Genomic DNA, 24,619 nt, shown 5'->3' with positions numbered 1-24,619 from the left:
TTACAGACCGAGAATCATCTTGGAAATGATGTTCTTCTGGATTTCGTTGGAGCCACCGAAAATCGACAGCTTGCGGTTATTGAAGTACTGCGCCGCAGCACTTACGGCCCCGTCCGGGCCGACCGCCTCGCCCTCGTAGCCGTCCTCGAGCGCCTCTTCCACGAAGGGCGCTGCGTACGGCCCCATCGCACGACGCAGAAGCGATGAGATTTCCTGCCGGATTTCGGTGCCTCGAATCTTCAGCATCGAACTCTCCGCGCCCGGTGCGCCACCGCCCGCCACGGTCGCGATCACACGCAGGTTCGTGGTCTTCATGTTTTCCAGATCGATCTCGACTCTCGCCAGTCTGGTGGCAAACTGCGGGTCTTCCGTAAGCGGTCGCCCGTTGCGTTGTACCTTCTGCGCGACCCGCTTCAGGCGGGCGAGCGCTGCCACCGAAAAGCCGACGCCAGCGAGATTCGTACGCTCGTAGGTGAGCAGATACTTTGCGTAGGTCCAGCCCTTGTTCTCTTCACCTATCAGGTTATCGAGGGGCACGCGCACGTCGGTGAAGAAAACTTCGTTGACCTCGTGCTCGCCATCGAGCGTGATGATCGGCCGAACCTCGACGCCAGGGGTCCGCATGTCGATCAGCAGGAAGCTGATTCCTTCCTGTTTGCGCACATCGACATTGGTGCGCACAAGACAGAAAATCATATTTGCGTAGTGACCAAGTGTGGTCCACGTCTTCTGGCCGTTCACAACATAATGCTCGCCGTCTCGCACCGCGCGCGTTTTCACGGATGCGAGGTCTGAACCGGCGCCCGGCTCAGAGTAGCCCTGGCACCACCAGTCAGAACCGTCAAGGATGCGTGGCAACCAGTAGCGTCTCTGAGCCTCGCTTCCGTATTTGATCAGGACCGGCCCGAGCATGTTGACGCCGTAAGGCACGATGCGAGGTGCGCCTGCAATTGCGCATTCGTTCTCGAAAATGAACTTCTGTACCGGAGTCCAGCCAGGTCCGCCATACTCCACTGGCCAATGGTTCGCGAGCCAGCCGCGCTCGTTGAGAATCGCATGCCATGTTGCCATGTCTTCACGCGAGACCCGGCGACCACTTTGCACCTTGCTGGCGATGCGCTGAGGCAAGCGTTCGTTTAGAAAATGGAGGACATCGCTGCGGAACGCCTCCTCTTCATCGGTGAATCTGAGATCCATCTTCCATGTTCCTTGCGAGCTTAAGCACCTTCTTCGAGCGGACGTATCCGTTCCTGCGGCCGGCGAACTGGGCAGAGCTATCCGTGCAGGCGTCCCTCACGTCTGGTTTGAGAGATATGACAGCCGCGCAAAATCAATCCATCCCGTTAAGACTGCCGAACTCCGCACCGCGCTCCACCAGTTCCTCAAGCAACGGCGAAGGGCGCCAGAACAGCGGGTCGGCCTTCGCGAACTCCTGGATATCGGCGAGCACGTTAGCGAGGCCGACCGTATCGGCATACTTCATCGGACCGCCGCGGTAGCGCGGAAAGCCATATCCGTAAAGGAAGGTCACGTCCACGTCGAGGGGGCGCAGCGCGATCTTTTCGTACACCACGTTCGCGCCTTCGTTGATCATCGCAGCCATATAGCGACGGATGATTTCCTCGTCGCTGAAGTTGCGCGCCGTGATACCCACGCGCTCGCGCTCGGCCGCGATGATCGCTTCGACTTCGGGGTCGGGCGTGCCTGTCCGTGCGCCTTCTGCGTAGCGATAGAAGCCGCGGCCCGTCTTCTGGCCAAACCAGCCGCGCTCGCAGAGGCGATCGGCAATCTGCACATAGCGCGCCTTCGGATCGCGCGTGGCGGCGCGGCGCTTGCGTGTCGCCCAGCCGATATCGCCGCCCGCTAGGTCGACCACCTGGTAAGGGCCCATCGGAAAGCCGAAGTCGCGCACGGCCTGGTCGATCTGGTACGGCGAAGCGCCGTCTTCCATCATGTGATCGGCGGCTGTGCGATAGACCCCGAGGATGCGGTTGCCGATGAAGCCGTCGCAAACGCCCGCGCGCACTGGCACCTTGCGCAGCTTCTTCGCCAGCCCGAACGCCGTGGCGACAACGTCGGCCGAAACCTGCTTCGGAACCACTATCTCGAGCAGCTTCATGATGTTCGCAGGCGAGAAAAAGTGCAGGCCAACTACGTCCTGCGCTCGCGTGATGCTGGCCGCGATCGCGTCAATGTCGAGATAGGAGGTGTTGGTTGCGAGCACGGCACCCGGCTTGCAGACGCGATCCAGTTCGGCGAACACGGCCTGCTTCACGGCCATATCCTCAAACACCGCCTCGACCACGAGATCGACCTGCGCAAGCGCGTCGTAGGACGTGCTGCCGGAAAAGCGCGCGAGCGTCTTCGCCTTGGCCTCTGGTGTCACGCGACCCTTCGCAATCAGGCTGTCATAGACCTTCTCGACATGCGCGCGGCCGCGCGCGAGCGAAGCATCATCGCGCTCGATCATCGTGACAGGCAGGCCCGAGTCGAGCATCGCGACGGCGATGCCAGCGCCCATTGTGCCGCCGCCGACCACTCCCACGGTCCCGACAGGACGCGGCACCGCGTTCTTTGTCTCCGGTGCTTTCTGCACTTCACGCTCTGCGAAGAATGCGTGAACAAGCCCTGCACATTGAACACTATCGAGACATTCGAGGAACTGGCTGCGTTCAAAACGCATGCCGGTTTCAAACGGCTCATTCACCGCGGCCTCAACGCAATCGACGATCTTCAGCGGCGACAGCAGACCGCGACTTTTCTTCTCGGTATCGGCTCGCGCCGCAGCAACGGCCGCTAGCGCAGCATCGCGATCGGCAAGCCCTTGCGCGTTGCGTGTACGACGCACCGGCGCGCGGCAGGCGAGCAATTCCTGTGCGTAGGCGAGACCCTCGGCAAGCACGTCGTCACTCTGGCCCACACGATCCACTAGCGAGAGTTTTAGCGCTTCCTGCACGTCGACATGACGGCCGCTTAGCATCAACGATAGAGCCGCCTCGGCACCCATTAAACGTGCCGCGCGCTGCGTGCCTCCTGCGCCGGGCAGCAGGCCGAGAGTCACTTCGGGCAGGCCCAGCCTGGCACCTGCGACAGCGAGCCGGTAATGCGCAGCGAGCGCGACCTCCAGCCCGCCGCCGAGCGCCGCACCATGAATGGCTACGATGACAGGCTTGGCACATGCCTCGATACGATTGCATACATCCGGCAGAGCAGGTGGCAACGGCGGTTTTCCGAATTCGCGCATGTCTGCCCCGCCGATAAAGGCGCGGCCCGCACCAACGACAAGAACCGCGTGTGCTGCGTCGTTCGTTCTCGCATGGTCGATTGCAGCAGCAAGGCCACGCCGCACATCCACTCCCAACGCATTTACAGGTGGGTTGTCGATCGTGACCACGAGCACTTTCCCGTGCAGTTGATACGTCACCGTTGGCGCTGCAACATCAAATCCCATTGTCTCCTGCCTCCAGATGTCCCGCTTGCCGGCTGGCCAGGGCCACGTTGCGACGCGCGAGCCCTCGCTTCCCATTGTGAGAATCATCGGGCTGTCCGACCGGTCTTTCTTAAAATCCCGCAGCGAATCCGTTTGGCTGCGGGCAATGTTCATGCACAGCATCGCCCGGCACTGGATCAGTCGTCCATTTCGGCGGTGCGTTTGCGCAGGATGTCCGTGCATTGCGAAACCATGCGCGCCAGCAGTTCTTCACACGTCGGGATGTCGTCGATCAGCCCGACTACCTGACTCGCCCAGACAAGCCCCGCGTCCGGATCACCGCTTTCCAGACCCGCGCGTCCCCTCGCACCCGCGACGAGATGATGGATGTCCTTGAACTCGCAGCCGCCCGGTCGCGTCTCGATCTGCACCACTTCTTCGGATACCGTATTTTTCAGCACGCGCCCCGTATTACGCAGCGTACGGAAGATCAGTTTGGTATCGCGCTCGGAGGCGCGCAGCAGTGCCTGTTTGATGTTCTCGTGGATCGGTGCTTCCCGGGTCGCGCAAAAGCGCGTGCCCATGTTCACCCCTTCCGCTCCCAGAACGAGCGCAGCGGCAAGACCGCGGCCGTCCGCAATACCCCCGGAAGCAATCAGCGGAACCTTGACCTTGCTCGCCGCAGCCGGAAATAGCACAAGTCCGCCGACGTCATCCTCACCAGGGTGTCCGGCGCACTCGAAGCCGTCAATGGAAATGATGTCGACACCATGCCGCTCTGCCGACAGGGCATGACGCACGGACGTGCATTTGTGGATGATGCGGATACCCGCCGCCTTTGCTCGCGCGACAAAACGTTCCGGACTGCTGCCCGCTGTTTCCAGGATGGTCACCTTGCCTTCGATGACGGCGTCCAGAAAGGCATCGTAGGGCGGCGGCGATGCAGTCGGAAGAACCGTAAGATTGACGCCGAAAGGACGGTCGGTCATCGTTCTACAACGATGGATTTCTTTTAGCAATGCTTCAGGCGACGGCTGTGTCAAAGCAGTCAGAATGCCGAGCCCCCCAGCGTTGGAGACCGCCGACGCCAGTTCGGCACGGCCCACCCATTGCATGCCACCCTGAACGATCGGATAGCGGATCCCCAGCAACTCAGTAACCCGGGTTTTCATGACTGCACTCCCATTTTTCGAACAATCTAATACGAGGATCAATCTTCCAATGCAGCGACCAGTTCCGGTATTGCCTGGAAGAGATCTGCCTCCAGGCCATAATCGGCGACGCCGAAGATGGGTGCTTCCGGGTCCTTGTTGATCGCGACGATTACCTTCGAATCCTTCATGCCCGCCAGGTGCTGGATCGCACCAGAGATGCCGACTGCCACATACAGTTGCGGCGCGACGATCTTCCCGGTCTGGCCGACCTGATAGTCGTTCGGAACGAAGCCAGCATCGACTGCCGCCCGAGAGGCGCCGAGCGCAGCACCGAGCTTGTCCGCGAGTGGCTCGAGTACCTTCGTGTAATTCTCGCCGCTACCGAGCCCACGGCCGCCCGAGACGATGATCTGCGCGCTCGTCAACTCCGGTCGGTCAAGCTTCGTCACTTCGCGGCTCACAAACTGCGACAGGCAGCTGTCCGCCGCTGCGTCGATCTTCTCGACAACCGCGCTGCCGCCTTCGGCCGCCACCGCATCGAAGCCGGTCGTGCGCACTGTGATCACCTTGACAGGGTCTGCCGACTGCACCGTTGCAATCGCATTGCCCGCGTAGATCGGGCGCTCGAACGTGTCGGCACTATCGACGGCCGTGATGTCGCTGATCTGCGCGACGTCGAGCCTTGCGGCGATGCGCGGCGTGACGTTCTTGCCCGACGCGGTCGCCGGTGCAAGGATATGCGTGTAGGTTTTGGCGATCTTGAGAACCGTCGCCTCGACATTTTCCGCGAGGCCAGCTTCGAGTTGCGGCGCGTCGGCCAGCAGCACCTTCGCGACGCCCGCGAACTTCGCCGCCTGCTCCGCAGCGCCCTTTGCGTTGTGCCCCGCGATCAGTACATGGACGTCGCCGCCAATCTTTTGCGCGGCGGCGACCGTGTTCAGCGTCGCAGCCTTCACCGAAGCATTGTCGTGTTCGGCAATTACCAGAATCGTCATTTCCAATCGCTCCTTACAGCACCTTGGCTTCGGTTTTCAGCTTCTCGACCAGCGTCTTCACGTCCGGCACCTTCACGCCGGCGCCGCGCTTCGGCGGCTCCGCAACCTTAAGCGTCTTCAGACGCGGAGTCACATCTACACCGAGGTCCTCCGGCTTGATAGTTTCAAGCGGCTTCTTCTTCGCCTTCATGATGTTCGGCAGCGTCACGTAGCGCGGCTCGTTCAGACGCAGATCGGTGGTCACCACCGCCGGCAGCATCAGCGACAGTGTTTCCGCACCGCCGTCGACCTCACGCGCGACCGTCGCCCTGCCGTCCGCAATCGTCACCTTCGAGGCGAACGTTGCCTGCGGCAGATTTGCGAGCGCCGCGAGCATCTGGCCAGTCTGGTTCGAATCGTCGTCGATCGCCTGCTTGCCGAGGATTACGAGCTGCGGCTGCTCCTTGTCGATCAGCGCTTTCAGCAGCTTGGCCACTGCGAGCGGCTGGAGGTCTTCGCCCGTTTCGATCAGGATGGCGCGGTCCGCGCCGATCGCGAGCGCCGTGCGCAGCGTTTCCTGCGATTGCGTGACACCGCAGGAAACGACGATCACTTCCGTCGCGATGCCCGCTTCCTTCAGGCGTACCGCCTCTTCGGTAGCGATTTCGTCGAACGGATTCATCGACATCTTCACATTGGCGAGATCAACGCCCGTGCCGTCTGACTTCACGCGAACCTTGACGTTGTAATCCACGACCCGCTTTACGGGAACAATGATTTTCATAACGAATGCAACAGAAATGTCTGGTCAACCGTACCCGCGCCCTTACCGGCCGCGGAAAACGGGCTTACGCTTTTCCATGAACGCCGCCATGCCCTCTTTCTGGTCTTCAAGGCCGAAGGTGGAATGGAACAGCCGGCGCTCAAAGCGGATACCTTCCGCCAATGTTGTCTCGTACGCTCGCGCCACAGCCTCCTTTGCCATCATGACGACGGGGCGGGAGAACGCCGTTATTCGCGTTGCGGTTGCCACAGCCTCTTCGAGCAACTTCTCCGCAGGAATGACCCGCGAAACGAGGCCGCAGCGTTCCGCCTCGGCGGCATCCATTGTGCGTCCGGAGATAATCATCTCCATGGCCTTCGACTTTCCCACCAGGCGCGTGAGACGTTGAGTGCCGCCCGCTCCTGGTATCGTGCCAATCGTGATTTCCGGCTGTCCGAATTTCGCGTTGTCGGCCGCAAGAATGAAGTCGCACATCATCGCGAGTTCGCAGCCGCCTCCCAGGGCATAGCCAGCCACCGCTGCAATGACCGGCTTGCGAAAGGTAGACAGCCTCTCCCACGTCGTGGTGATGAAGTCCGACGTATAGACGTCCGCGTAGGACCAGTCCTTCATCACGCCGATATCAGCGCCCGCCGCAAATGCTTTTTCGTTCCCGGTGAGAACGACAGCGCCGACAGATGCATCGGCCTCGAGTTCGTCAAGCACATGCTGGAGCTCAGATGTCAACTCCGGCGAAAGCGCATTCAGAACCTCGGGCCGGTTAAGCCTCACGACAACGACCGGGCCCCGGGCTTCCAGCAATAGATGCTTCAGAGTCATCGCACGCCTCACTCCGGACGGAAGCGGGGCTTGCGCTTCTGCATGAATGCCTGCACCCCTTCGTGCGACTCCTCGCTCTCGTAGAACAGCGCGAGCGTCTGCATACCCAGACTGCCGATACCTCGAATCGACTCCGAATCAGCGTTGAATGAACGCTTGGCAATGGCAAGAGCCGTAGGGCTCAGGGCAAGCATCTCCTCGCACCAGCGGTGCACTTCGGCGTCCAGCTCTGCTGCGGGAACTACCGCGTTCACAAGACCCCATTCAAGCGCCTCCCTAGCCGTATACCGCCGGCAAAGGAACCAGATCTCGCGCGCACGCTTTTCACCGATGATGCGAGCCAGATAGGCGGTTCCGAAGCCAGGGTCGACCGATCCCACCTTCGGCCCGACCTGGCCGAACTGGGCGGTTTCAGATGCGATTGCCAGGTCGCAGCATGTGACAAGAACGTTTCCGCCACCGATCGCGTATCCGTTCACGCGGGCGACCACTGGCTTCGGTACATCGCGAATGGTCGTCTGCAACTCTTCGACCGGCAGGCCGATCACGCCTCTCCCGCCGTAGCCGCCGTCGTGCGACGACTGGTCTCCGCCAGTGCAGAAAGCCTTCTCGCCGGCACCCGTCAGCACGATAACCCCGACCGACTTGTTCCAGCCAGCCTCGTTGAGCGCGTGGATCAGTTCCTCACAGGTCTGCGCCCGGAAGGCGTTGTATTTCTCCGGACGATTAATCGTGATGCGGGCAACGCCGCCCGTAACTTCATACAGAATGTCTGAGTATTGACTGGTCATACTGGCTCCTTAGCCATGCATCGTCAGGCCACCGGAGATGCTGATCACCTGTCCGGTTGCAAACACGGAATCGTCGCTCGCGAGGAAGGCGACGATACCTTCCAGGTCCTCGGGGCGCCCGAGGCGCTTGAGAGGGATGGCGCGCTTGAGGCCCTCGTATACCTTTTGACCGTACTCTCCCTCGCCGACGAAAGATTGAAGCAACGGCGTATCGGTCGGACCAGGACAAACCACGTTGAGCCGGATATTGTTTCGCGCACACTCGCGTGCCATCGTTTTGGTGAACGCGATCACTCCACCCTTGCACGCGGAATACACGGCTTCTCCTGACGAACCTACCCGACCGGCATCGGACGCGATATTGACCACGGACCCGCCATCGGCCGCGACCATGTGGGGTAACACCGCCTTATGCAGGTTCAGCGGTCCCTTCAGGTTGATTGCAATAAGCTTGTCCCAAAGCTCGGGGGAAGTCTCCAGGAAGGGCTTGGCAACATCCCAGCCGGCGTTGTTGACCAATGCATCGATCCTGCCGAAGCGCTCAACTGCCCTGGCGACGGACGCCTCGACGACCGACAGGTCCGTGATGTCAGTGACCAGATGCAGAATCGGCCGACCAAGCGGCGCGAGTTCTTCGGAAAGACGGGTGAGCCGGTCCGCATCCAGGTCCAGCGCCACGACCTGGGCGTCCTCTTCCACGAACCGCCTGCACAGTGCACGTCCAATGCCACCCGCCGCGCCCGTTACGATGACAACCTTCTCCTTCAAGCCACGCATGATCCTCTCTCCTCTGTGATTCCATCCTGGTACCTCTCTCGCCCGAACCCCACTAGACGGATATCCCGGTCACAACCGCATGCACATATCAATTCCGGGAGCAGCCCATCGACCTTCCACGCCAGTCTGGCTGCTCATCAGGCGCTTATTCGCAAGTCAGCTCGTCGTTGACGTCGCAGTCCCCGCGATACGCGCAGCCTCTTCAGGTTCGTAACCGACCTCGGACAGGATTTGCTCGGTATGCTCTCCTAACCGGGGCGGAGGCAGCCTATAGGTGCCCGGCGAAGCTGAGAAATGAACCGGAATAGCGGTCATCACGAGCTCGCCTTCGCTGGGATGCTGATATTTCCGGAAGAAACCCGTCTCCTCGAGATACGGATCGGACAACAGGTCCTTCAACGAATTCACCGGACCATGCGGCACGTCAGCTTCGACGAATCGCGCCTCCCAGTACGCCGTCGTTTCGTGCTGCAAGGCATCCGCGAGAACACCGTACAGTTCGTTGATGTGGCGCATACGCACAGTCATGTCCGAGAACTTCGGGTCGTTGAGCAACGCCTCCTGCCCAACGACCCGAAGGAGCTTGCGCCACTGCACATCATTAACTGCGAGTACGCAGATGTACCCATCCTTCGTCGGATAGGGCCTGCGGTGAGGCGAGAACATCCGGCTATAGCCAATACCCTCGTCCTTGCTACCCAGGGCTCCCTCCCAGAGATGCTCGAAGAGGTTAAATTGAAGGAGCGTTTCCAGCATGGGAACCTGGACGTGCTGACCTTGCCCGGTGCGCTCCCGATGCAACAGCGCCATGCTGATCGACGACGCCAGCACATAGCCGCAGAACTTGTCGGCGATCACGGTCGGAAAATAGCGCGGTACTCCGTCCGCACCGGCGTTGACGGAGGCCAGCCCGCTTGCCCCCTGAATCACGTCGTCAAATGCGGGATCGTCACTTTTCGGCCCGGCGGGGTTATAGCCTGGTGCATTGGCGTACACGATGCGCGGATTACGGGCACGAATCTGTTCGTAACCGATTCCGAGTCTCTGTGCTGCCGTGTCGCGCATGCTATGAACGAATACGTCAGCGGTTTCGACGATCCGCAGCAACGCTTCGAGACATTCCGGCCGTTTCAGGTCCAGCACAATGCTGCGCTTGTTGCGATTCATGATAAGGAAGAAGACGGACATTGCCGGATTACGGCTCGGTCCATTACGCCGGTTCTGGTCTCCTATCGGCGCTTCAATTTTTATCACGTCTGCACCCATGTCCCCCAGGATCTGTGTCGCAATGGGGCCAAGCACGTTGATACTGAGATCGACCACCTTCAGCCCGTGCAGAGGGCCGTTGCAGGACGACTGCGCGTTCAGCTCCCGATCGCTCATCATTCGGCCTTATAGTTCTTGCCTTTCACGAGGCGTACAGGCTTGTAGATCTGGACCACCGTCCCGTCCTGCTTGATGATCTTGTTAAGCGAGCGCACCAGGCCCAGGCCGGGCTTGCTCTTGCTCTCGCGACACTCAAGCACTTCACATTCGACGTGAATTGTGTCGCCAGCAAAGACCGGCGCCTTGACTTCCTGCTCCATCGACAGGAACGCAAACCCTACGCCCTGCATGACATACTGCGTCAAAATCCCTTCGGCGAAAGTGTAGACAAGCGCTCCAGGTGCAAGCCGACCCTTGATCCTGGACTCGTGCTTCTGAAACTCGACGTTGGTAAAAAGCACTTCAACCATGCCAGTGCAGTTGACGAAGTTGATGATGTCGGTCTCCGTTACCGTTCGGCCGATCGTCCGGAACTTGCGTCCGACGGGCAGGTCCTCCCAGTGGATGCCGATGCCAACCGTCTCGATCTCTTCCATGGTCACTTCCTGTGGTTTCTGTTGTTTGAATTACTAACGGCGCGCGACGCGCCCGAGCAGGCTGTCGGCAATGATATTGCGCTGGATCTGGTTGGTTCCCTCGATAATCTGGACGACCTTCGCGTCACGGAAGTAGCGATTGATCGGATATTCAGCCGAAATGCCGGCTGCGCCGAACAGTTGGACAGCGTCGGTCGCAACCTGCATGGCGACATCCGAGGCGTGACACTTCGCCATCGCCGCCATAGGAGCCAGTGTTTTGCCGGACACCCCGGCGTCGGCCATGGCGGCCGTTCGGTAGACGAGCTGCCGGGCGGCCTCGGTCTTCATAGCCATGTCGGCTAGCATCCACCGCACGCCTTGGAAATCGGAGACCATTTGACCGAAGGCCATGCGCTCGCGAACAAACTCGATGGAATGATCGATCGCGCCTTGAGCAATGCCTATGGCTCGTGCAGCAATGATCGGCCTGCTGCTGTTCAGCGCTTCCATTGCGACCTTGAATCCCGCCCCGCCTTCGACGCCAAGGCGAGCCGACCCCGGCAAACGGACCGAATCGAAGAACAACGGACATGACGGCACGCCGCGCGCACCCATCTTGTCCTCTTCCTTTCCGATCGTCAGCCCCGGAGTGCCCTTCTCCACGATGAACAGGTTGATCCCGAGCGGCTGACCCGTTTGATCGAGCGTTTTCGCTGCGACCAGAATGAAATCGGCAAGCGGAGAATTCGAGCACCAGATTTTGGAGCCATTCAGGATGTATCCGTCGCCGTCCTTGCGAGCATTCGTCTTGATGCCTGACACATCGGAGCCGCTCTGCGACTCCGTGAGCGCCAGCGCACCGCGTAACTCCCCTTGCGCGAGGCCAGGCAACCAGCGCTGCTTTTGATCCGCAGTTCCTCCGGCAAGAATAGCGCCGAAGGGGACCCACTGCACGACAAGAAGGTAGGCGGTGTTGTAGCAAACACGACCGAATTCCTCGACGGCGATGCACGCCGAAAGCAGGCTACCTGTTCCGCCGTACTCCTCGGGAAACGGCAGTGTGAACATTCCGAGTCCCTTGAGCAACTCGAACATGTCGTGGGGATAAGCCGCCTCGCGGTCAATCTGGGCCGCGCGGGTCGCCACCTTTTCGCGTGCGACCCGGCGCACGAGTTCCTGGATCTGTCGCTGATCTTCGTTGAGTTCGTAAGTCACGGCGCTATCTTTATGTGAACGATGTTCTAAATCATAAACGAGAGGCCGGTTTATGGTCAAGGCAATCAGGGCGGTCACGTATCGGCTGATTCCCTAGGATTCAACGCTACCATCGTTTTAGGTAGAGTGGATCCCGCAGATTGACTACGGCGCCAATGCGTGTTTATTATTCGAACGGAGTTCAGATTGGAAATGAAAGCAATCAACGAAACCAACGATCACGCGGCCAGTACCCGCGGCGGACCGCTGCGCGGGGTGCGGGTCATCGAAATGGCCGGTATCGGCCCCGGCCCGATGTGCGCGATGCTGCTGGCCGATCTGGGCGCGGACGTATTGCGCATTGAAAGGCCCGGTGGACTGAACGTGGGCATCGAAAGACCGTTACAGTACGACCTTCTACGCAGAGGCAGGCCGGCCATAACGGTTGATCTGAAAGACCCTGCAGGAGTCGAAAAGGTATTGCGGCTCGTGGAAAATGCAGACGCGCTGATCGAAGGTTTTCGTCCCGGAGTGATGGAGAAAATCGGACTAGGCCCGGAGGTCTGCGTGGCACGCAATCGCAGGCTGGTCTACGGCCGCATGACGGGTTGGGGCCAGGACGGTCCTCTCTCCAGAGCCGCGGGCCACGACATCAACTACCTTGCAGTGACGGGCATTCTGAATGCGATAGGTCGCGAAAACGATGCACCCGTTGCGCCCTTGAACATCGTCGGCGATTACGCAGGCGGAGCCCTCTACCTCGCTGTTGGTCTGCTCGCAGCGATTCTGCATGCCCGCCGCACCGGCCAGGGCCAAACAGTGGATGCCGCCATTGTGGACGGGGCAGCGCATCTGTCAACGATGTTTCACGGAATGGTAGCTGCGGGGCTCTGGCAAAAGGAGCGAGGCACGAATGTTCTTGATTCTGGCGCCCCCTTTTACGATGTGTATCGCTGCAGCGACGGACTCTGGGTCGCGGTGGGACCTATAGAGCCGAAGTTCTTTGGGCAACTCCTGTTGGGGCTCGGCCTTGATTCAACCTCCGGTATTGGCCAGAGCCCGGAGGACTGGCAGACCACACGGGAGCGCATCGCCGCTCGATTTGCCACCAGGACCCGCGAAGAATTCTGTCGACAGTTCGAGAACACTGACGCCTGCGTTTCGCCGGTGCTTGATTGGCACGAAGCAACCGAACATCCTCACATGCGCGAGCGTGGTACGTATGTCGACGTTGCTGGGGTGCTTCAGCCTGCGGCAGCGCCCCGTTTTTCAGCGACGCCCTGTTCCGTTCCAACGCCTCCACAACCAGTCGATACGGACCACGAAGCCGTGCTTTCTGCATGGCTATCTAGGATTCTTTGAAAGAGGCCATCATGCTGAACTACGAAGCGGTCAAGAACTATGAATTTCCAGAAGTCACCCAGAGTTACACTGAGCGCGACACGATCCTGTATGCGCTCGGCATCGGATTCGGTGACGATCCAGTGCACCCTGGACACCTCCGGCATGTGGTCGAGGGCGAGCTGCGCACTGTCCCGTCAATGGCTACCGTCCTGGCTAAGCCGGATCGCTGGGCGACGGATCCGCGCACCGGCATCGACTTCGTCAAGCTCGTCCACGGCGAACAGGAGATCGTGATGCATCGGCCCATTCCGGCGGCAGGTACGCTGCGGGCGCGCAGCCAGATCGGAGCGATTTGCGACAAGGGCGCTGGAAAAGGAGCCGTAGTGGAGGTGAGCCGCGAACTTCGCGACACCGACGGCGTGCTGTATGCAAACGTACGGCAGACGGTATTCCTGCGCGGCGATGGCGGTTATAGCCAGCACGGCGGCACGAGCGATGAACCGCCGGCGCCACTGCCTGCCGCGCCGACAGCGCCTCCCGATTTAGAGGTCGATCTTGCCACCCTTGAGCAGTCTGCCCTCATCTACCGCCTGTCCGGCGACCTCAATCCGCTGCACAGCAACCCGGAGACGGCACGCAAGGCCGGCTTCCCGCGCCCGATCCTGCACGGCCTGTGCACTTACGGAATGGCTGCGCGCGCCGCAATGCAGGTACTTTGTGAATATGATGGCGCACGCATTCGCCGGCTCGCCGCGCGGTTCAGTAGCCCTGTGTTTCCCGGCGAAACCATCCGCTTCCGGCTCTGGCGTCACACCGACGGTACATTTCAACTCGACGCTTCGGTTCCGGAGCGAAACACCACTGTACTGAGCCACGGTGTTATCGAGCTTGCCTGAGAAAACAGTATTCCCCGATACGGCCGCCCACCATGAATACAAGTCCACTGCTCGTCACGCTGCAGAAGCAGGAACGCATTGCGATCATCGAACTCAATAATCCAGCAAAGCGAAATGCGCTGGGCGCGCAAGTGCGCGAGTTGCTTCATGCCGCAGTTCGAACTGCGGTCGACGACACTGAGGTCAGGGCCATCGTGCTAACTGGAGCGGGCGGTCATTTCAGTGCCGGCGGCGACATCAGCGAAATGCGCGAGCGAAGCATTCTTGAGCACCGTACCCGATGGGATCTACTAAACAGCCTGACTCGCATGATTGCACGCGGCCCCAAGCCCGTCGTCAGCGCAGTCGAAGGAAGCGCTATGGGCGCCGGCTTGTCCTTGGCGGCACTTGCTGACTACGCCATCGCTGCCGAGGGAGCTAAGCTGGGCGCCGCGTTCGTGCGAATGGGACTGGTGCCCGATCTCGGCGCCCTTTGGAGCGTGCAGCGACGGGTTGGCCCCGCGCGAGCGCGGGAAATGCTAGGGCTCGGTCGGATCCTGAGTGCGGAACAAGCGGAGCGTATCGGGCTGGTCAACGAACGATGTGAAACAGGCCACGCCCTGGAAAGGGCGATCGAGGTGGCACGCGAGTATGCCCAGTTGCCTCCACTGGCAGCTGCATTGCTGAAAGCGGCCTTGGCGGAGGGCGCCGACACGCTTGACGCCGCGTTGCGCACCGAGATGGAATGCCAGAGCGTTGCCATGACGACGGCTGACCACCGCGAAGCCGTCACAGCCTTCCTTGAGAAGCGACAAGCGGTGTTCAAAGGTAACTGAGGTCTCCCCGCCGATGCAGTCAGCAGGCTCCTCTCCTTTAGCAGACTGCGCGGCGGCGAAAAATAAGGTGACGCGGGGAGCGGACAATATAGCCGCTAGTACAGATGATTCCACAGGGACACAGTTGCGCAGGATGGTTATCGCTGCCGCGGTACGTACCATGCGGTGACGAGCCCCGCGCCCAGCAGGCCTGGCGCTGCATTTTCGAAGAATATTTCCAGGTCGCACATCAGGCGGCGCCGCGACGTAACCTTTTCCTTCACGCCCCGGTGTACCTCGCCGGCCGCTTCTCGACAAACGCTCGCACCCCTTCCTGCGCGTCAGCGCTGTTGTACAACACCTTCTGTGTGGACTCTACGTGGGCAAGTGCCGCCGTCAAACCGTTCGTCTGAGCGATCCGCGCATTCTCGAGTATGGCACGCACGGCAAGCGGCGCCTGCACGGAGATCACCTGAGCCCATTCCAACGCACGTGCAAATTCAGTCCCGGCCGGTACAACCTCCTGGGCGAAGTTCAGTCTGTATGCTTCTGCTGCACCGAATTCCGTACCGGTCAATAGCAACTTCATCGCATTACCCCACCCAGCGCGCTCCACCATCCGAAACGTTGCTCCGCAACCTGGCATGATCCCGCGCATTGCTTCCAGTTGCGCAAACCTGCAATCCTCGGCACAGATGGCGATATCGACACTCAGCATCAACTCGACCGCCAGTGTAAAACTGATGCCCTTGAATGCTGCCACCACAGGCTTCTTTCTAAAAGGCTCGCGAAGATTGAACGGGTCGACTTCGCCCGGAGGAATCAAGAGCTCGCCGCGCTTGCGCATCTCGGCAACGCTTGGCAGATCCAGCCCCGCAGAAAAGTGATCACCGAAAGCATGGACGAGCCCCGCGCGCAAGTTATCGTCGCACTCAAGACGCGTAAATGCCGTTGCCAGCTCACGAAACATCTTCGGGGTGAAGCCGTTTCGTTTCTCCGGTCGGTCCACGCCGATAAGGAGGACGTGGCCGTTCTCTTCCACCACGATACGTCCGGCCGGGTCGCGACCTGATTCCACCATAAAGCACCTCAAACAGGAACCGGGACACCCCCGCGCAACAAAAACCTCTCCCGGTTTATTTAAAAGAGACTCAGACTCCCCACCATTCCCGACGCCTTGGATGCCACTTCCTTCACTACCGACTTCAGGAAGTCGAACTCCGCACGGAAGCGGTCGGTGGGACCCGCAACGTTGAGCGAAGCAATGCACTTTCCGTTTGCATCGAAAACAGGCGCGGCGACCGAAGCAAGACCCTTCATGTACACATCGAAGGAGGACGCCACACCTTCACCGCGAATGGTTGCGATCTCCCTGGTCAGCATGGGGCGGGTGTACGTCACAGCCATGTTCTGTTTGAAGACCACTGTCGCGAGATATCGCCGGACCCAATCGCGATCCGCATACGCCAGCAGCAGCCGTCCCGCCGAACTGGCGTAAAGCGGCCGCGAAGTGCCGACCGGCACCTGGTAACGTATTGGATGTGGGCTTTCCAGTATCTCCACATAAGTGATGACCTCCGCCTCAGGTACCATCACGCCCAGCATGATCGTCTCTTCAGTTCGTTGTGATAGGTCTTCCATGAACGGCCGGATCTGCTTCGGGAAGTTCCACGCCGTCATGACCCCAGCTGCGAGGCGAAAAATGGACGGACCGAGCCGGTACATCCCTCCCGAGTGCGACAGATAGCCTTCCGCGACTAGTGGCCGAAGCAGGTTAAGCAGACTGCTCTTCGGTGACTCAAGGGCAATGCTCAGTTCAGCTAGGGATAGGCCCTCGCGCGCCTGGGAAAGGACATCGAACATACCGAGGAGACGCGTCAGCGACCGCGGCCCCGAGTTCTCCGTGACGGCAGCGTCGGGGGGGCTTTTTTCAATGGAGGCGGTCCTGGCCATAACGAGGATTTCAGACGTTCGAATAGATTACGGGTAGTGGTCGCTTGCGGCACCGGGATAAACCGGCGTCGGCCGCCAAGCATACCAGAACCCGTCGTCTGTTGCGGGTTTTTGAACGCTGTTCGAAAGGCTCCCGCTGCCATGTATCATTCCCTACCCCGTTATCCCACTCACACTATCGCAGCACAAGCAGATTGTCGACTGCGACACAACCTGCCGGTGACGCTAGCACGGGATTGAGGTCCAGCTCACCCAGCCGCGCGCCCGCCGCCGCACCGAACCGCGATACCGCCGCAATAAAGCCACACAGCGCCTGACGGTCTACGGGCTTTTTGCCGCGCACCCCCGCCAGCACCGCCGCCCCGCGCAGTTCGTCAAGCATGCGTCCCGCTTCGGCCTCGCTCACGGGCGCACGGCGGAACGCCACGTCGCGGAGTACCTCGATCAGGACGCCGCCAAGGCCAACCATCACCACGGGGCCAAAGACCGGATCCTGGTTTAGGCCGACGACAAGTTCTACGGCATCCGGCTGCGAGATCATCTTCTGCACGATGACCCCGTCAACTTGCGCTTTCTGGTCGTATTCGCGAACGTTATCCATGATCCGTCCGAAGGCCGCACGCACCGCATCTGCGTCGCGCAGGTTCAGTTCAACGCCCTTGGCCTCCGTCTTGTGCAGGATTTGCGGTGACTCGATCTTCAGCACGACGGGATACCCGAGTTTCTCGGCGGCCACGGCAGCTTCGTCCGCCGTGGTCGAGAGCGCGAGCGGTGCGACAGACACGCCAGCGGACTCCAGCAATGTAGCAGACGCCTGAGTGCCAACCACGCCGGTAGTTGCAGGCAGTGGGAGGGACAGACGGGCAACTTCCGTGCGGGTCACTTCCCGGGCGGCCTGGTCGGCTTGCCAATGACGACGCATTTCGGCATACCTAACAAGTGCGGCCACCGCATCGACAGCCGGTTCCGGACCGCGGAGCACTGCAACATTCTCGGCCGCAAGGCGCTCTACCGCGTGGTCTTCCGCGCCTACCCATGCGAGCACGAACGGCTTTTGGACGCGCGCCCGAAGGTCTGCAAATGCCTTGACCATAAAATCGACGTCCCGCGTCGATCCCATCCACGCGATCCCGATATCAATGTTCGGATCGTTCAGCACAAGTTCAAAGGCGTCGCATATGAGCCCCGGACTGAACATGCCGACAGCTGTGACATCGACCGGGTTGGCGAACGAGCCAAATTCCGGAAGGATGGCCTTGAGTGCAGCAGTGGTCTCCCCGGTGAGCGAAGAAATCTGCAGCCCCGTTTCCGCGGCGCGATCGACCATAAGAGCGCCCGCCCCTCCTGAACGCGTCAAGATCCCCACCCTGTTTCCGGCGGGCAGCGGACAGTTAGAAAACGCGTTAGCAAAATCGAGAAGTTGCTCGTCACTTCGCGCCCGGATCACCCCGTACTGCCGCGACACTCCGTCGAATATCGCGTCAGAGCCTGCCAACGAACCGGTATGTGATGCGATCGCCCTGGCTCCTGCATCGGTGCGGCCCAGCTTGGTCAGGACGAGCGGCTTCCCTTCCTGCTGCGCCTGCTCGGTCAGTTCGACAAAGCCGGCACCGTCCCGCACGCCCTCTACAAATCCCGCGCAAACCCGGATCCGGGAATCAGCCATGACTTCCTTCATCGCCTCCACGAAGCCAATATCAGCTTCATTTCCGATAGTCACCAGATAACCTACATGGAGGCCGCGCTTTTTCCCAACGCCGATAGTGGAAGAGCCAAGCGCACCCGACTGTGTGACCATACCAATCGGGCCACCCGGTGTTGGCTCCAGCGCGAACTTTGCGAACGATGCCATCACCTTTTCGAAGGCGTTCACCATGCCAAGGCAGTTCGGACCCAACACCCGGACGCCGGTCTCCCGCGCCACTTCGCTCAATTCGCGTTGCAGCGCGATACCTTCCCCGCCCACCTCCGCAAACCCCGATGCGAAAACAACCGCCGCACCCACCCCTTTACGCCCGAGTGCGCGAATGCTCTCAATGACACGCGTATGCGAAACGGTGATGACTGCAAGATCTACCTCTCCAGGAATCGCTTCCACCGTCGGATAGCACTTCAATCCCGCGATTTCCTTGTACTTCGGGTTAACCGGGTAAATCGGCCCGGCGTAGCCCTTGTCAAGGAGCGCCTTCAGCGGTATGCCATTAAGCTTCCTGAAATCCTCAGAGGCTCCCAGGATAGCAATTGAGCGCGGCTTCAAGAGCGCCGCCAGGTTCGCTCGCTTCGTCATCGTTTATCTTTCGCTCCTCTACGTTCCATCGTTCGACAATACAAACTTCGTTCATAATCCTATTCTGCGCCGAACAAAAGGTCAACTGCGAAACGGGCTTCATCCCGGTGCCCACGGGAGCGCACTCTATTGACAGTGATGGGTGCAGCGCCTAGTATCGAACTCGGTCTTCAGAAAACCAACGTTGTTCACATATTCGAACTATGGAAGCACAGCAAAGCAACTCGTCGGACCCAAGCGTCGGTCTCGCAGATACCTCGAATGGAAGTGATGATGTCTCGCGCCTTTTGTTGGAAGCTGGTGAGCGTGCGTTCGGCGGTCTTTGCACGAAGGATCTTCTTGACCGCGCCGAGGCGGGTGAGTGGCCCGTCGCGCTTTGGGAGCAGCTCGATCAGCTTGGATTTTCGAGAGCGGTATTGCCTGAAGATGACGGTGGCGCGGGGCTCAGCCTGGCCGACTCCATGCGGCTCGCTCGCCTTGCGGCGCACTACGCCGTGCCGCTGCCACTTGGGGAAACCTTGGTCGCGGCGTGGTGCCTGCAACAGTCGGGGCTCAGTGTGCCGGAGGGCCCGCTCGCCTTTGGCCCGCTTGGATCAGAGAGCGTACAGTTGGAAGCGGATGGCGAACACTGGCGCCTTGGGGGCACCATTCGGCGCATTCCTTGGGGTGATCGTCTGGCGGCAGTCGTGCTGCTCCTGCCCGCAAAGAATGGCATTAATGTAGCACGGGTAATCCGTGAAAATTACAGCGTGAGAGACCACCGCAACATCGCCGGAGAACCACGATGTGACCTGCACTTCGAGGGGGTACGGCTGACGCATGCCGATGTGCGCCAATGGTATGCAACAGCATTGCCGGTCCGGGACTCGGAGCCTGGAATTGTACTGGGTGCCATGCTGCGTGCTCAGCAGATGGCGGGAGCGCTCGAACGCGTGCGGGATCTTTCCGTCCAGTATGCGTCGGAGCGAGTGCAGTTCGGCAAGCCTCTGAACAGATTGCCGGCCGTACAGCAGAATCTCGCGATCATCGCCGGACAGGCAGCGGCGGCCAAGGTCGCCGCCGACCTGGCGTTGGATGCCCTTGCCTCCCCTGATCGCGACCTCACTGATTCTATTGCCGCCTCGAAGACGCGGACCGGAGAGGCCGTCGGAATTGCCGCCCGGCTCGCACACCAGGTACATGGCGCCATGGGCTTTACCTACGAGCATCAGTTGCATCATTACACCCGGCGACTATGGGCCTGGAGAGATGAATGCGGCAACGAACGTCACTGGGCCGCGTTGCTTGGACGCCATATCATCGCCGCCGGCGCTGATGCCCTTTGGAGCTACGTCACGCGGATCGCCAGGCTCTGACTTGAAAACTACAAAATGATCTCCTGAGGATTTCGCATGACTTATTCCTTCGAGCTTCCACCTCGTTCTGCAAAACTCGACTCCCTGCGCGAGGAGGTTCGTGAATTCCTGAAAAAAAATCTGTCCGGTATCCCAATGCCCATGCGTGCGCATTCGTGGCACGGTTTCGATGCCGAGTTCAGCCGGAAAGTCGGGGAGCGTGGCTGGATCGGTATGACGTGGCCGAAAAAATACGGTGGCCAGGACCGCACCATGCTTGAGCGCTACGTGGTACTCGAAGAAATGGTGGCCGCAGGCGCGCCTGTGAACGCACACTGGACCGGCGACCGACAAAGTGGACATCTTCTGCTGCGATACGGAACCGAGCAGCAGAAAGAATCCATCCTGCCCAAAGTCGCGCGCGGAGAGGCGTTCTTCTGCATCGGAATGAGCGAGCCCGACGCTGGGTCGGATCTCGCAAATATTCGAACTCGCGCTACCCCGACACCCGGCGGGTGGACCGTGAACGGGACCAAGATCTGGACTTCGGGCGCGCACCAGAAGCACTACATGATCATGCTGGCTCGTACTCGCCCCGCCGGCGATGATCGACATGCAGGTATGAGCCAGTTTCTCGTGGATCTGAGTCGGCCAGGCATCGAGATTCGACCTATCCGTAACATGGCTGGCGAACTGCACTTCAATGAAGTTGTTTTCACCGACTGCTTCCTTCCAGACGACTGCCTGCTCGGAACGGAAGGCGAAGGCTGGAAACAGGTAATGAGCGAGCTGTCATTCGAACGAAGCGGACCGGAACGGTTTCTGACCGCGCAGGTCCTGCTCCGCGAGTTCCTGCGAGTCGCTGGTGAGCAGCCCAGTCACGAAGTTGCAGCGGCAATCGGATCACTTGTTAGTCAGCTTGCCACCTTGCGTCGCATGTCGTTTTCGGTCGCGAGCGCGCTGCAGGCTAATCGTGAGGTGGGAACCATCGCTTCGATCGTCAAAGATCTGGGCTCTGTATTCGAGCAGTCAATTCCGGACACTGTCCGGCAGGCACTTCCGATGGAGGAGATCGACGACGACGAGTTCCAAGGCGTGTTCCGCTATGTAATGCTGGCATCTTCCTCCTTTTCCATCTACGGCGGTACACGCGAAATCCTGCGCAGCATCATCGGAAAATCCCTGCAGGCGGCATAACATGAGCACAGACAGCGAATCACCCACCATTCTTTACACCGAGCATGAGCAGGTCGCGCTGCTGACACTTAATCGCCCGGATCGACTGAACGCGTTCACTACGCCTATGGTGCAACTCTGGGCCGCACTACTCGAACGCGCCGAATCTGACCCGAACATTCGCGCAGTGATAATTACCGGAGCCGGACGTGCTTTCTGCAGCGGCGGTGATACTCAGGAGATGGGCACGTCTGATTCCAATACTCCGCTGGCAATCAAGCGGCGATTAACCGACGGCGTACAGAGGATTCCCCTCCAGCTTGAGCGGATGGCCAAGCCTGTCATTGCCGCGGTGAACGGCCTGGCAGTTGGTGCAGGGATGGATCTCGCGCTGATGTGTGACGTCAGATTTGCCGCCGAGAGTGCGAAGATGGCTGAGACATATGCACGCATCGGCCTCGTACCTGGTGCCGGTGGCGCATGGTTTTTGCCGCGCCTCGTTGGCACCGCCAAGGCGTTGGAGCTGTTCTGGAGCGCGGAAAGTATCGAAGCCCCCGAAGCGCTGCGCCTAGGACTCGTCAACAAGGTTTGTCCTGACGATGAGCTGCTGGATCAAACCATGAGCTTCGCGCGGCGTGTGGCCTCCGCACCACCGTTGGCGGTACAACTGATCAAGCGGACCGTATATGAAAGCGGCCGCCTCGAGCTGAAAGCCAGTCTGGATCTGGTGTCGTCGCACATGACAATCGTGCGAAACAGCGAAGACCACGCCGAAGCCTTATCCGCATTGAGGGAAAAGCGTCCTGGTATTTATCACGGCAAGTAATGCGCAGCACCGCGGGTCATAGAGCATGAGGAACCACAAGTCTTGCGGACAATGGGGCGGACCACCTCTTCACGGTGTCAGTATTCCGCGCTTCCTGATATCCGGCCGGCGCAAAAGCCATCGTCAATCAGACGGTTAGTCGGTTCTCAGTATCTGGTCGGCCGTCATTGATAAGGCGCAATTCCCATGCTCGCGACGTCGCGCGCGCGTGCTCCCGCTTTCAAGCGACGCTGCTGGCAATCCCCCGGCATCCCGCACGAGAATTTCCGCTGGCTTACGTAACCCGCCTTGCATCCCGACATATCGTTGACTCGCCCTTTTCGGCAAATCCGATGCGCGGCGCACGCAATGAAGCTGCTCCGCCGCCTCAGGAACATCGGGCAGGAAAGGGCGAACCCGGCTGTTTCGCACTAATGCTCTCCTGTAGCTTGAGATCGGTCCCGTCCGGGTCGCGGCCGCAGGTTGCTATGACAGATCGAAGCGACTGGGGTGGACAACGAATTCGACGCTGGCAGCCTTCAGCTGCTCATACTCGGCATTGATGTCCGTCACGTCTATGCAGATGCGGGCGAGGCGCCCGGCTCACCACCTTCGATGACTGCTCTTTCGTCGATGGTCGCGCCGAAATTGCTACCGTCCAAGCCGAGCAATGGATCACGCAGTCCGGTTTTACAATATTCCGCCTTTTCATGTCTACTGCCCGCCTTCCCTGCCCCCGTCGATGCGAGGTTCGGGATTGCACAATCAGCAGGCATATCACATCATCGCCCTGTCCGCATTCCATGTCAGACCGGCCCGCTGCTATAAGCGCGGGTGGAAAAGCACACGGGAACGAAATAATACGCATCGCGATATAGCGCAAATTGCACTAAACGTTCATAGAGTGACTTACTCGTTTTTCTCCGATAAGTGTGCCTTATCGGAACCTTTGAATTGGCCCTTCCCGGACAGTCAGGATTAAAGCACTTGACAATAGCGGTCCAGCCGCGAGCGATATGAATGACAAGAAAAATGACGACGTCTCGTGGAAAACAATCCCAACAGCCACTGGCATGATTACCGCTGAAATCTGCGTAATAGCGGTACTCAGGCCAACGGCACTCGCAGCGAATTCGACACCAACAAGTTCAGTCATGATGGTCACGATGAGTGCAATCCACCCGAACGAGGTGAAACCAAGTATTGCGGCCACCACCCACATCGGGGGCAACGCCGCAAGCCCACCAAACACCGCCAGACCTAGGGTCATCACAAGAAACACGCCGCCAGCTAACCATTTTCGGGGACGACCAAGCCAATCCGAGCATGTTCCGACCACCGGTGGACCAGCGATTGCCGCAACTCCATAAACCGCTGCTACCGTTCCCGCTTGAACAAGCGTGAAGCCAAGCTGCTTGTGCAACAAAGCGTTAGTCCAAAACAGAAATCCGACGAGTGCCCAGTTCCCACCAAATCCCGCTAGCGATACGATCCAGAAATTGCGATCTCTGAGAAATGCAATGAAAGCTTGAGCCCCACATCCGGCATCCGTCGCCACCAGCTTACTTGGCGCATCGCGAACGAGAAGAAGACAGACCAGCGAAAAAATGACTGTCGCTCCTCCCACCACCCGATAAAGGCTATCCCACTCAAGGTGCAAAAGCATCTCGGGAAACAACATGTTAGCCACTACGATACCGGTCGGCGAGCCCGTACTCACGATACCAACGGCACGACCACGGTTCTCGGGTGGAAACCATGCCGAAACTATCTTGATGGCAGTGGAAAAATCGATTCCCGCCGCAAGTCCCATCAGACACTGGATAACCATACCCGATGGTACAGACTTGACTGCACCGAACATGTACGTCAACACCCCAAGTGAGAACACCGCCCCAGGCAGGATGAAACGTACCCCGAACCGGTCCGCTGCGAAACCGTTGATTGCATTTGCCAAAACGTAGCCAACAAAAAACGCAGTAACGAATCCTCCCAGCGCCGCAATTGGCAAATGAAACGCCTCGCTGGCAACAGACGCAACGTTGGCCCATGCGAGCCTGCACAGGTACGTCATGAACATCGCGACCCATGCAAGCGCCAGGACTACCCATCGATACGGACTGAGCGAGAGGACCACATCCTGTCGGTCGATTGTAGCCATATCCTGTTGCCTCGAAATATTAAGTTTCTCACTTCACATATAACAACGCCATTCACTTAATTGTCTTGCTTGAGTATATATTGCATATTTGACACGGAAGAT

Annotated in this window: 21 protein-coding genes; 6 read left to right on the top strand and 15 right to left on the bottom strand. The window is 59.7% G+C overall.

Annotated elements, in window-relative coordinates; genetic code table 11:
* The 11 genes from P9292_RS33395 to P9292_RS33345 form a co-directional block, all read right to left on the bottom strand.
* Positions 1–1,197: an acyl-CoA dehydrogenase family protein gene (locus tag P9292_RS33395; RefSeq protein WP_309963368.1), complete on the bottom strand. Its 1,197-nt coding sequence runs from the start codon at positions 1,195–1,197 to the stop codon at positions 1–3.
* Positions 1,198–1,330: 133 nt separating this feature from the next.
* Positions 1,331–3,451 carry a 3-hydroxyacyl-CoA dehydrogenase NAD-binding domain-containing protein gene (locus P9292_RS33390; RefSeq protein WP_309963366.1) on the bottom strand — a complete coding sequence of 707 codons (2,121 nt, stop codon included), beginning with the start codon at positions 3,449–3,451 and terminating at the stop codon, positions 1,331–1,333.
* 176 nt (positions 3,452–3,627) lie between these two features.
* Complete coding sequence (locus P9292_RS33385; protein WP_309963364.1) at positions 3,628–4,602, bottom strand: nitronate monooxygenase family protein; 975 nt, start codon at positions 4,600–4,602, stop codon at positions 3,628–3,630.
* A 38-nt stretch (positions 4,603–4,640) separates the two neighbouring features.
* A complete protein-coding gene (locus tag P9292_RS33380; RefSeq protein ID WP_309963362.1) occupies positions 4,641–5,579 on the bottom strand; it encodes an FAD-binding protein in 939 nt (312 codons plus the stop codon).
* A 13-nt stretch (positions 5,580–5,592) separates the two neighbouring features.
* Positions 5,593–6,342 carry an electron transfer flavoprotein subunit beta/FixA family protein gene (locus P9292_RS33375; RefSeq protein ID WP_309963361.1) on the bottom strand — a complete coding sequence of 250 codons (750 nt, stop codon included), beginning with the start codon at positions 6,340–6,342 and terminating at the stop codon, positions 5,593–5,595.
* Between the two features lie 42 nt (positions 6,343–6,384).
* Positions 6,385–7,161 (bottom strand): enoyl-CoA hydratase, encoded by a 777-nt coding sequence (locus P9292_RS33370; protein ID WP_309963360.1) that lies wholly within the window; start codon positions 7,159–7,161, stop codon positions 6,385–6,387.
* Positions 7,162–7,169: 8 nt separating this feature from the next.
* Entirely contained in the window at positions 7,170–7,952 is a 783-nt protein-coding gene (locus tag P9292_RS33365) for an enoyl-CoA hydratase-related protein (protein ID WP_028226342.1), read from the bottom strand.
* Between the two features lie 9 nt (positions 7,953–7,961).
* Positions 7,962–8,729, bottom strand: a complete 768-nt coding sequence (locus tag P9292_RS33360) for a glucose 1-dehydrogenase (protein WP_309963356.1) — start codon at positions 8,727–8,729, stop codon at positions 7,962–7,964.
* A gap of 156 nt (positions 8,730–8,885) precedes the next feature.
* Complete coding sequence (locus P9292_RS33355; RefSeq protein WP_309963352.1) at positions 8,886–10,115, bottom strand: CoA transferase; 1,230 nt, start codon at positions 10,113–10,115, stop codon at positions 8,886–8,888.
* Positions 10,112–10,591, bottom strand: a complete 480-nt coding sequence (locus P9292_RS33350; protein WP_309963350.1) for a MaoC/PaaZ C-terminal domain-containing protein — start codon at positions 10,589–10,591, stop codon at positions 10,112–10,114. Before P9292_RS33350 ends, P9292_RS33355 begins: the two co-directional genes overlap by 4 nt.
* Positions 10,592–10,624: 33 nt before the next feature.
* A complete protein-coding gene (locus P9292_RS33345; protein ID WP_309963347.1) occupies positions 10,625–11,788 on the bottom strand; it encodes an acyl-CoA dehydrogenase family protein in 1,164 nt (387 codons plus the stop codon).
* 192 nt (positions 11,789–11,980) lie between these two features.
* Between P9292_RS33345 and P9292_RS33340 the strand changes: the two genes are divergently transcribed.
* Genes P9292_RS33340 through P9292_RS33330 form a run of 3 tightly spaced genes read left to right on the top strand, consistent with a single transcriptional unit; the run spans position 11,981 to position 14,822 of the window.
* On the top strand, positions 11,981–13,129 hold the full coding sequence (locus P9292_RS33340) for a CaiB/BaiF CoA-transferase family protein (protein ID WP_309963344.1): 1,149 nt from the start codon (positions 11,981–11,983) through the stop codon (positions 13,127–13,129).
* A gap of 11 nt (positions 13,130–13,140) precedes the next feature.
* Positions 13,141–14,007 carry a MaoC/PaaZ C-terminal domain-containing protein gene (locus P9292_RS33335; RefSeq protein WP_309963342.1) on the top strand — a complete coding sequence of 289 codons (867 nt, stop codon included), beginning with the start codon at positions 13,141–13,143 and terminating at the stop codon, positions 14,005–14,007.
* Positions 14,008–14,039: 32 nt separating this feature from the next.
* Positions 14,040–14,822, top strand: coding sequence for an enoyl-CoA hydratase/isomerase family protein (locus P9292_RS33330; RefSeq protein WP_309963340.1), 783 nt, complete (start codon positions 14,040–14,042; stop codon positions 14,820–14,822).
* Between the two features lie 259 nt (positions 14,823–15,081).
* Here P9292_RS33330 and P9292_RS33325 read toward each other — a convergent pair whose 3' ends face one another.
* The 3 genes from P9292_RS33325 to P9292_RS33315 form a co-directional block, all read right to left on the bottom strand.
* On the bottom strand, positions 15,082–15,882 hold the full coding sequence (locus P9292_RS33325) for a crotonase/enoyl-CoA hydratase family protein (RefSeq protein WP_309963338.1): 801 nt from the start codon (positions 15,880–15,882) through the stop codon (positions 15,082–15,084).
* A 59-nt stretch (positions 15,883–15,941) separates the two neighbouring features.
* Entirely contained in the window at positions 15,942–16,754 is an 813-nt protein-coding gene (locus tag P9292_RS33320; RefSeq protein WP_309963336.1) for an IclR family transcriptional regulator, read from the bottom strand.
* Positions 16,755–16,929: 175 nt separating this feature from the next.
* Entirely contained in the window at positions 16,930–19,011 is a 2,082-nt protein-coding gene (locus tag P9292_RS33315) for an acetate--CoA ligase family protein (protein ID WP_309963334.1), read from the bottom strand.
* A gap of 233 nt (positions 19,012–19,244) precedes the next feature.
* On the opposite strand from P9292_RS33315, the gene P9292_RS33310 reads away from it, so the two are divergent.
* From P9292_RS33310 to P9292_RS33300, 3 genes are read left to right on the top strand one after another with little or no spacing between them, the layout of a single operon-like run.
* Positions 19,245–20,396 (top strand): acyl-CoA dehydrogenase family protein, encoded by a 1,152-nt coding sequence (locus P9292_RS33310; RefSeq protein WP_309963332.1) that lies wholly within the window; start codon positions 19,245–19,247, stop codon positions 20,394–20,396.
* A gap of 36 nt (positions 20,397–20,432) precedes the next feature.
* Positions 20,433–21,572, top strand: a complete 1,140-nt coding sequence (locus P9292_RS33305) for an acyl-CoA dehydrogenase family protein (RefSeq protein WP_309963330.1) — start codon at positions 20,433–20,435, stop codon at positions 21,570–21,572.
* Position 21,573: 1 nt separating this feature from the next.
* The gene (locus tag P9292_RS33300) at positions 21,574–22,377 is read left to right on the top strand and encodes an enoyl-CoA hydratase-related protein (protein ID WP_309963328.1); all 804 of its coding nucleotides are present in this window, start codon (positions 21,574–21,576) and stop codon (positions 22,375–22,377) included.
* A 916-nt stretch (positions 22,378–23,293) separates the two neighbouring features.
* Here the strand turns inward: P9292_RS33300 and P9292_RS33295 are convergent.
* Positions 23,294–24,517 (bottom strand): MFS transporter, encoded by a 1,224-nt coding sequence (locus tag P9292_RS33295; RefSeq protein ID WP_309963326.1) that lies wholly within the window; start codon positions 24,515–24,517, stop codon positions 23,294–23,296.
* Between the last annotated feature and the right edge of the window lie 102 nt (positions 24,518–24,619).

This window comes from Caballeronia sp. LZ001 (assembly GCF_031450875.1).
GTDB lineage: Bacteria > Pseudomonadota > Gammaproteobacteria > Burkholderiales > Burkholderiaceae > Caballeronia.
Note: the sequence above shows the minus strand (reverse complement) of the source record. Positions and strands in the feature narration are given on the sequence as shown.

Bases quoted from the DNA above. Each gene is read 5' to 3' on its own strand.
- P9292_RS33390 (WP_309963366.1), bottom strand. From the start codon at position 3,451: ATGGGATTTGATGTTGCAGCGCCAACGGTGACGTATCAACTGCACGGG.
- P9292_RS33335 (WP_309963342.1), top strand. From the start codon at position 13,141: ATGCTGAACTACGAAGCGGTCAAGAACTATGAATTTCCAGAAGTCACC.
- P9292_RS33325 (WP_309963338.1), bottom strand. From the start codon at position 15,882: ATGGTGGAATCAGGTCGCGACCCGGCCGGACGTATCGTGGTGGAAGAG.
- P9292_RS33355 (WP_309963352.1), bottom strand. From the start codon at position 10,115: ATGATGAGCGATCGGGAGCTGAACGCGCAGTCGTCCTGCAACGGCCCT.
- P9292_RS33365 (WP_028226342.1), bottom strand. From the start codon at position 7,952: ATGACCAGTCAATACTCAGACATTCTGTATGAAGTTACGGGCGGCGTT.
- P9292_RS33385 (WP_309963364.1), bottom strand. From the start codon at position 4,602: ATGAAAACCCGGGTTACTGAGTTGCTGGGGATCCGCTATCCGATCGTT.
- P9292_RS33360 (WP_309963356.1), bottom strand. From the start codon at position 8,729: ATGCGTGGCTTGAAGGAGAAGGTTGTCATCGTAACGGGCGCGGCGGGT.
- P9292_RS33305 (WP_309963330.1), top strand. From the start codon at position 20,433: ATGACTTATTCCTTCGAGCTTCCACCTCGTTCTGCAAAACTCGACTCC.
- P9292_RS33350 (WP_309963350.1), bottom strand. From the start codon at position 10,591: ATGGAAGAGATCGAGACGGTTGGCATCGGCATCCACTGGGAGGACCTG.
- P9292_RS33395 (WP_309963368.1), bottom strand. From the start codon at position 1,197: ATGGATCTCAGATTCACCGATGAAGAGGAGGCGTTCCGCAGCGATGTC.
- P9292_RS33370 (WP_309963360.1), bottom strand. From the start codon at position 7,161: ATGACTCTGAAGCATCTATTGCTGGAAGCCCGGGGCCCGGTCGTTGTC.
- P9292_RS33375 (WP_309963361.1), bottom strand. From the start codon at position 6,342: ATGAAAATCATTGTTCCCGTAAAGCGGGTCGTGGATTACAACGTCAAG.
- P9292_RS33320 (WP_309963336.1), bottom strand. From the start codon at position 16,754: ATGGCCAGGACCGCCTCCATTGAAAAAAGCCCCCCCGACGCTGCCGTC.
- P9292_RS33300 (WP_309963328.1), top strand. From the start codon at position 21,574: ATGAGCACAGACAGCGAATCACCCACCATTCTTTACACCGAGCATGAG.
- P9292_RS33380 (WP_309963362.1), bottom strand. From the start codon at position 5,579: ATGACGATTCTGGTAATTGCCGAACACGACAATGCTTCGGTGAAGGCT.
- P9292_RS33310 (WP_309963332.1), top strand. From the start codon at position 19,245: ATGGAAGCACAGCAAAGCAACTCGTCGGACCCAAGCGTCGGTCTCGCA.
- P9292_RS33295 (WP_309963326.1), bottom strand. From the start codon at position 24,517: ATGGCTACAATCGACCGACAGGATGTGGTCCTCTCGCTCAGTCCGTAT.
- P9292_RS33330 (WP_309963340.1), top strand. From the start codon at position 14,040: ATGAATACAAGTCCACTGCTCGTCACGCTGCAGAAGCAGGAACGCATT.
- P9292_RS33340 (WP_309963344.1), top strand. From the start codon at position 11,981: ATGAAAGCAATCAACGAAACCAACGATCACGCGGCCAGTACCCGCGGC.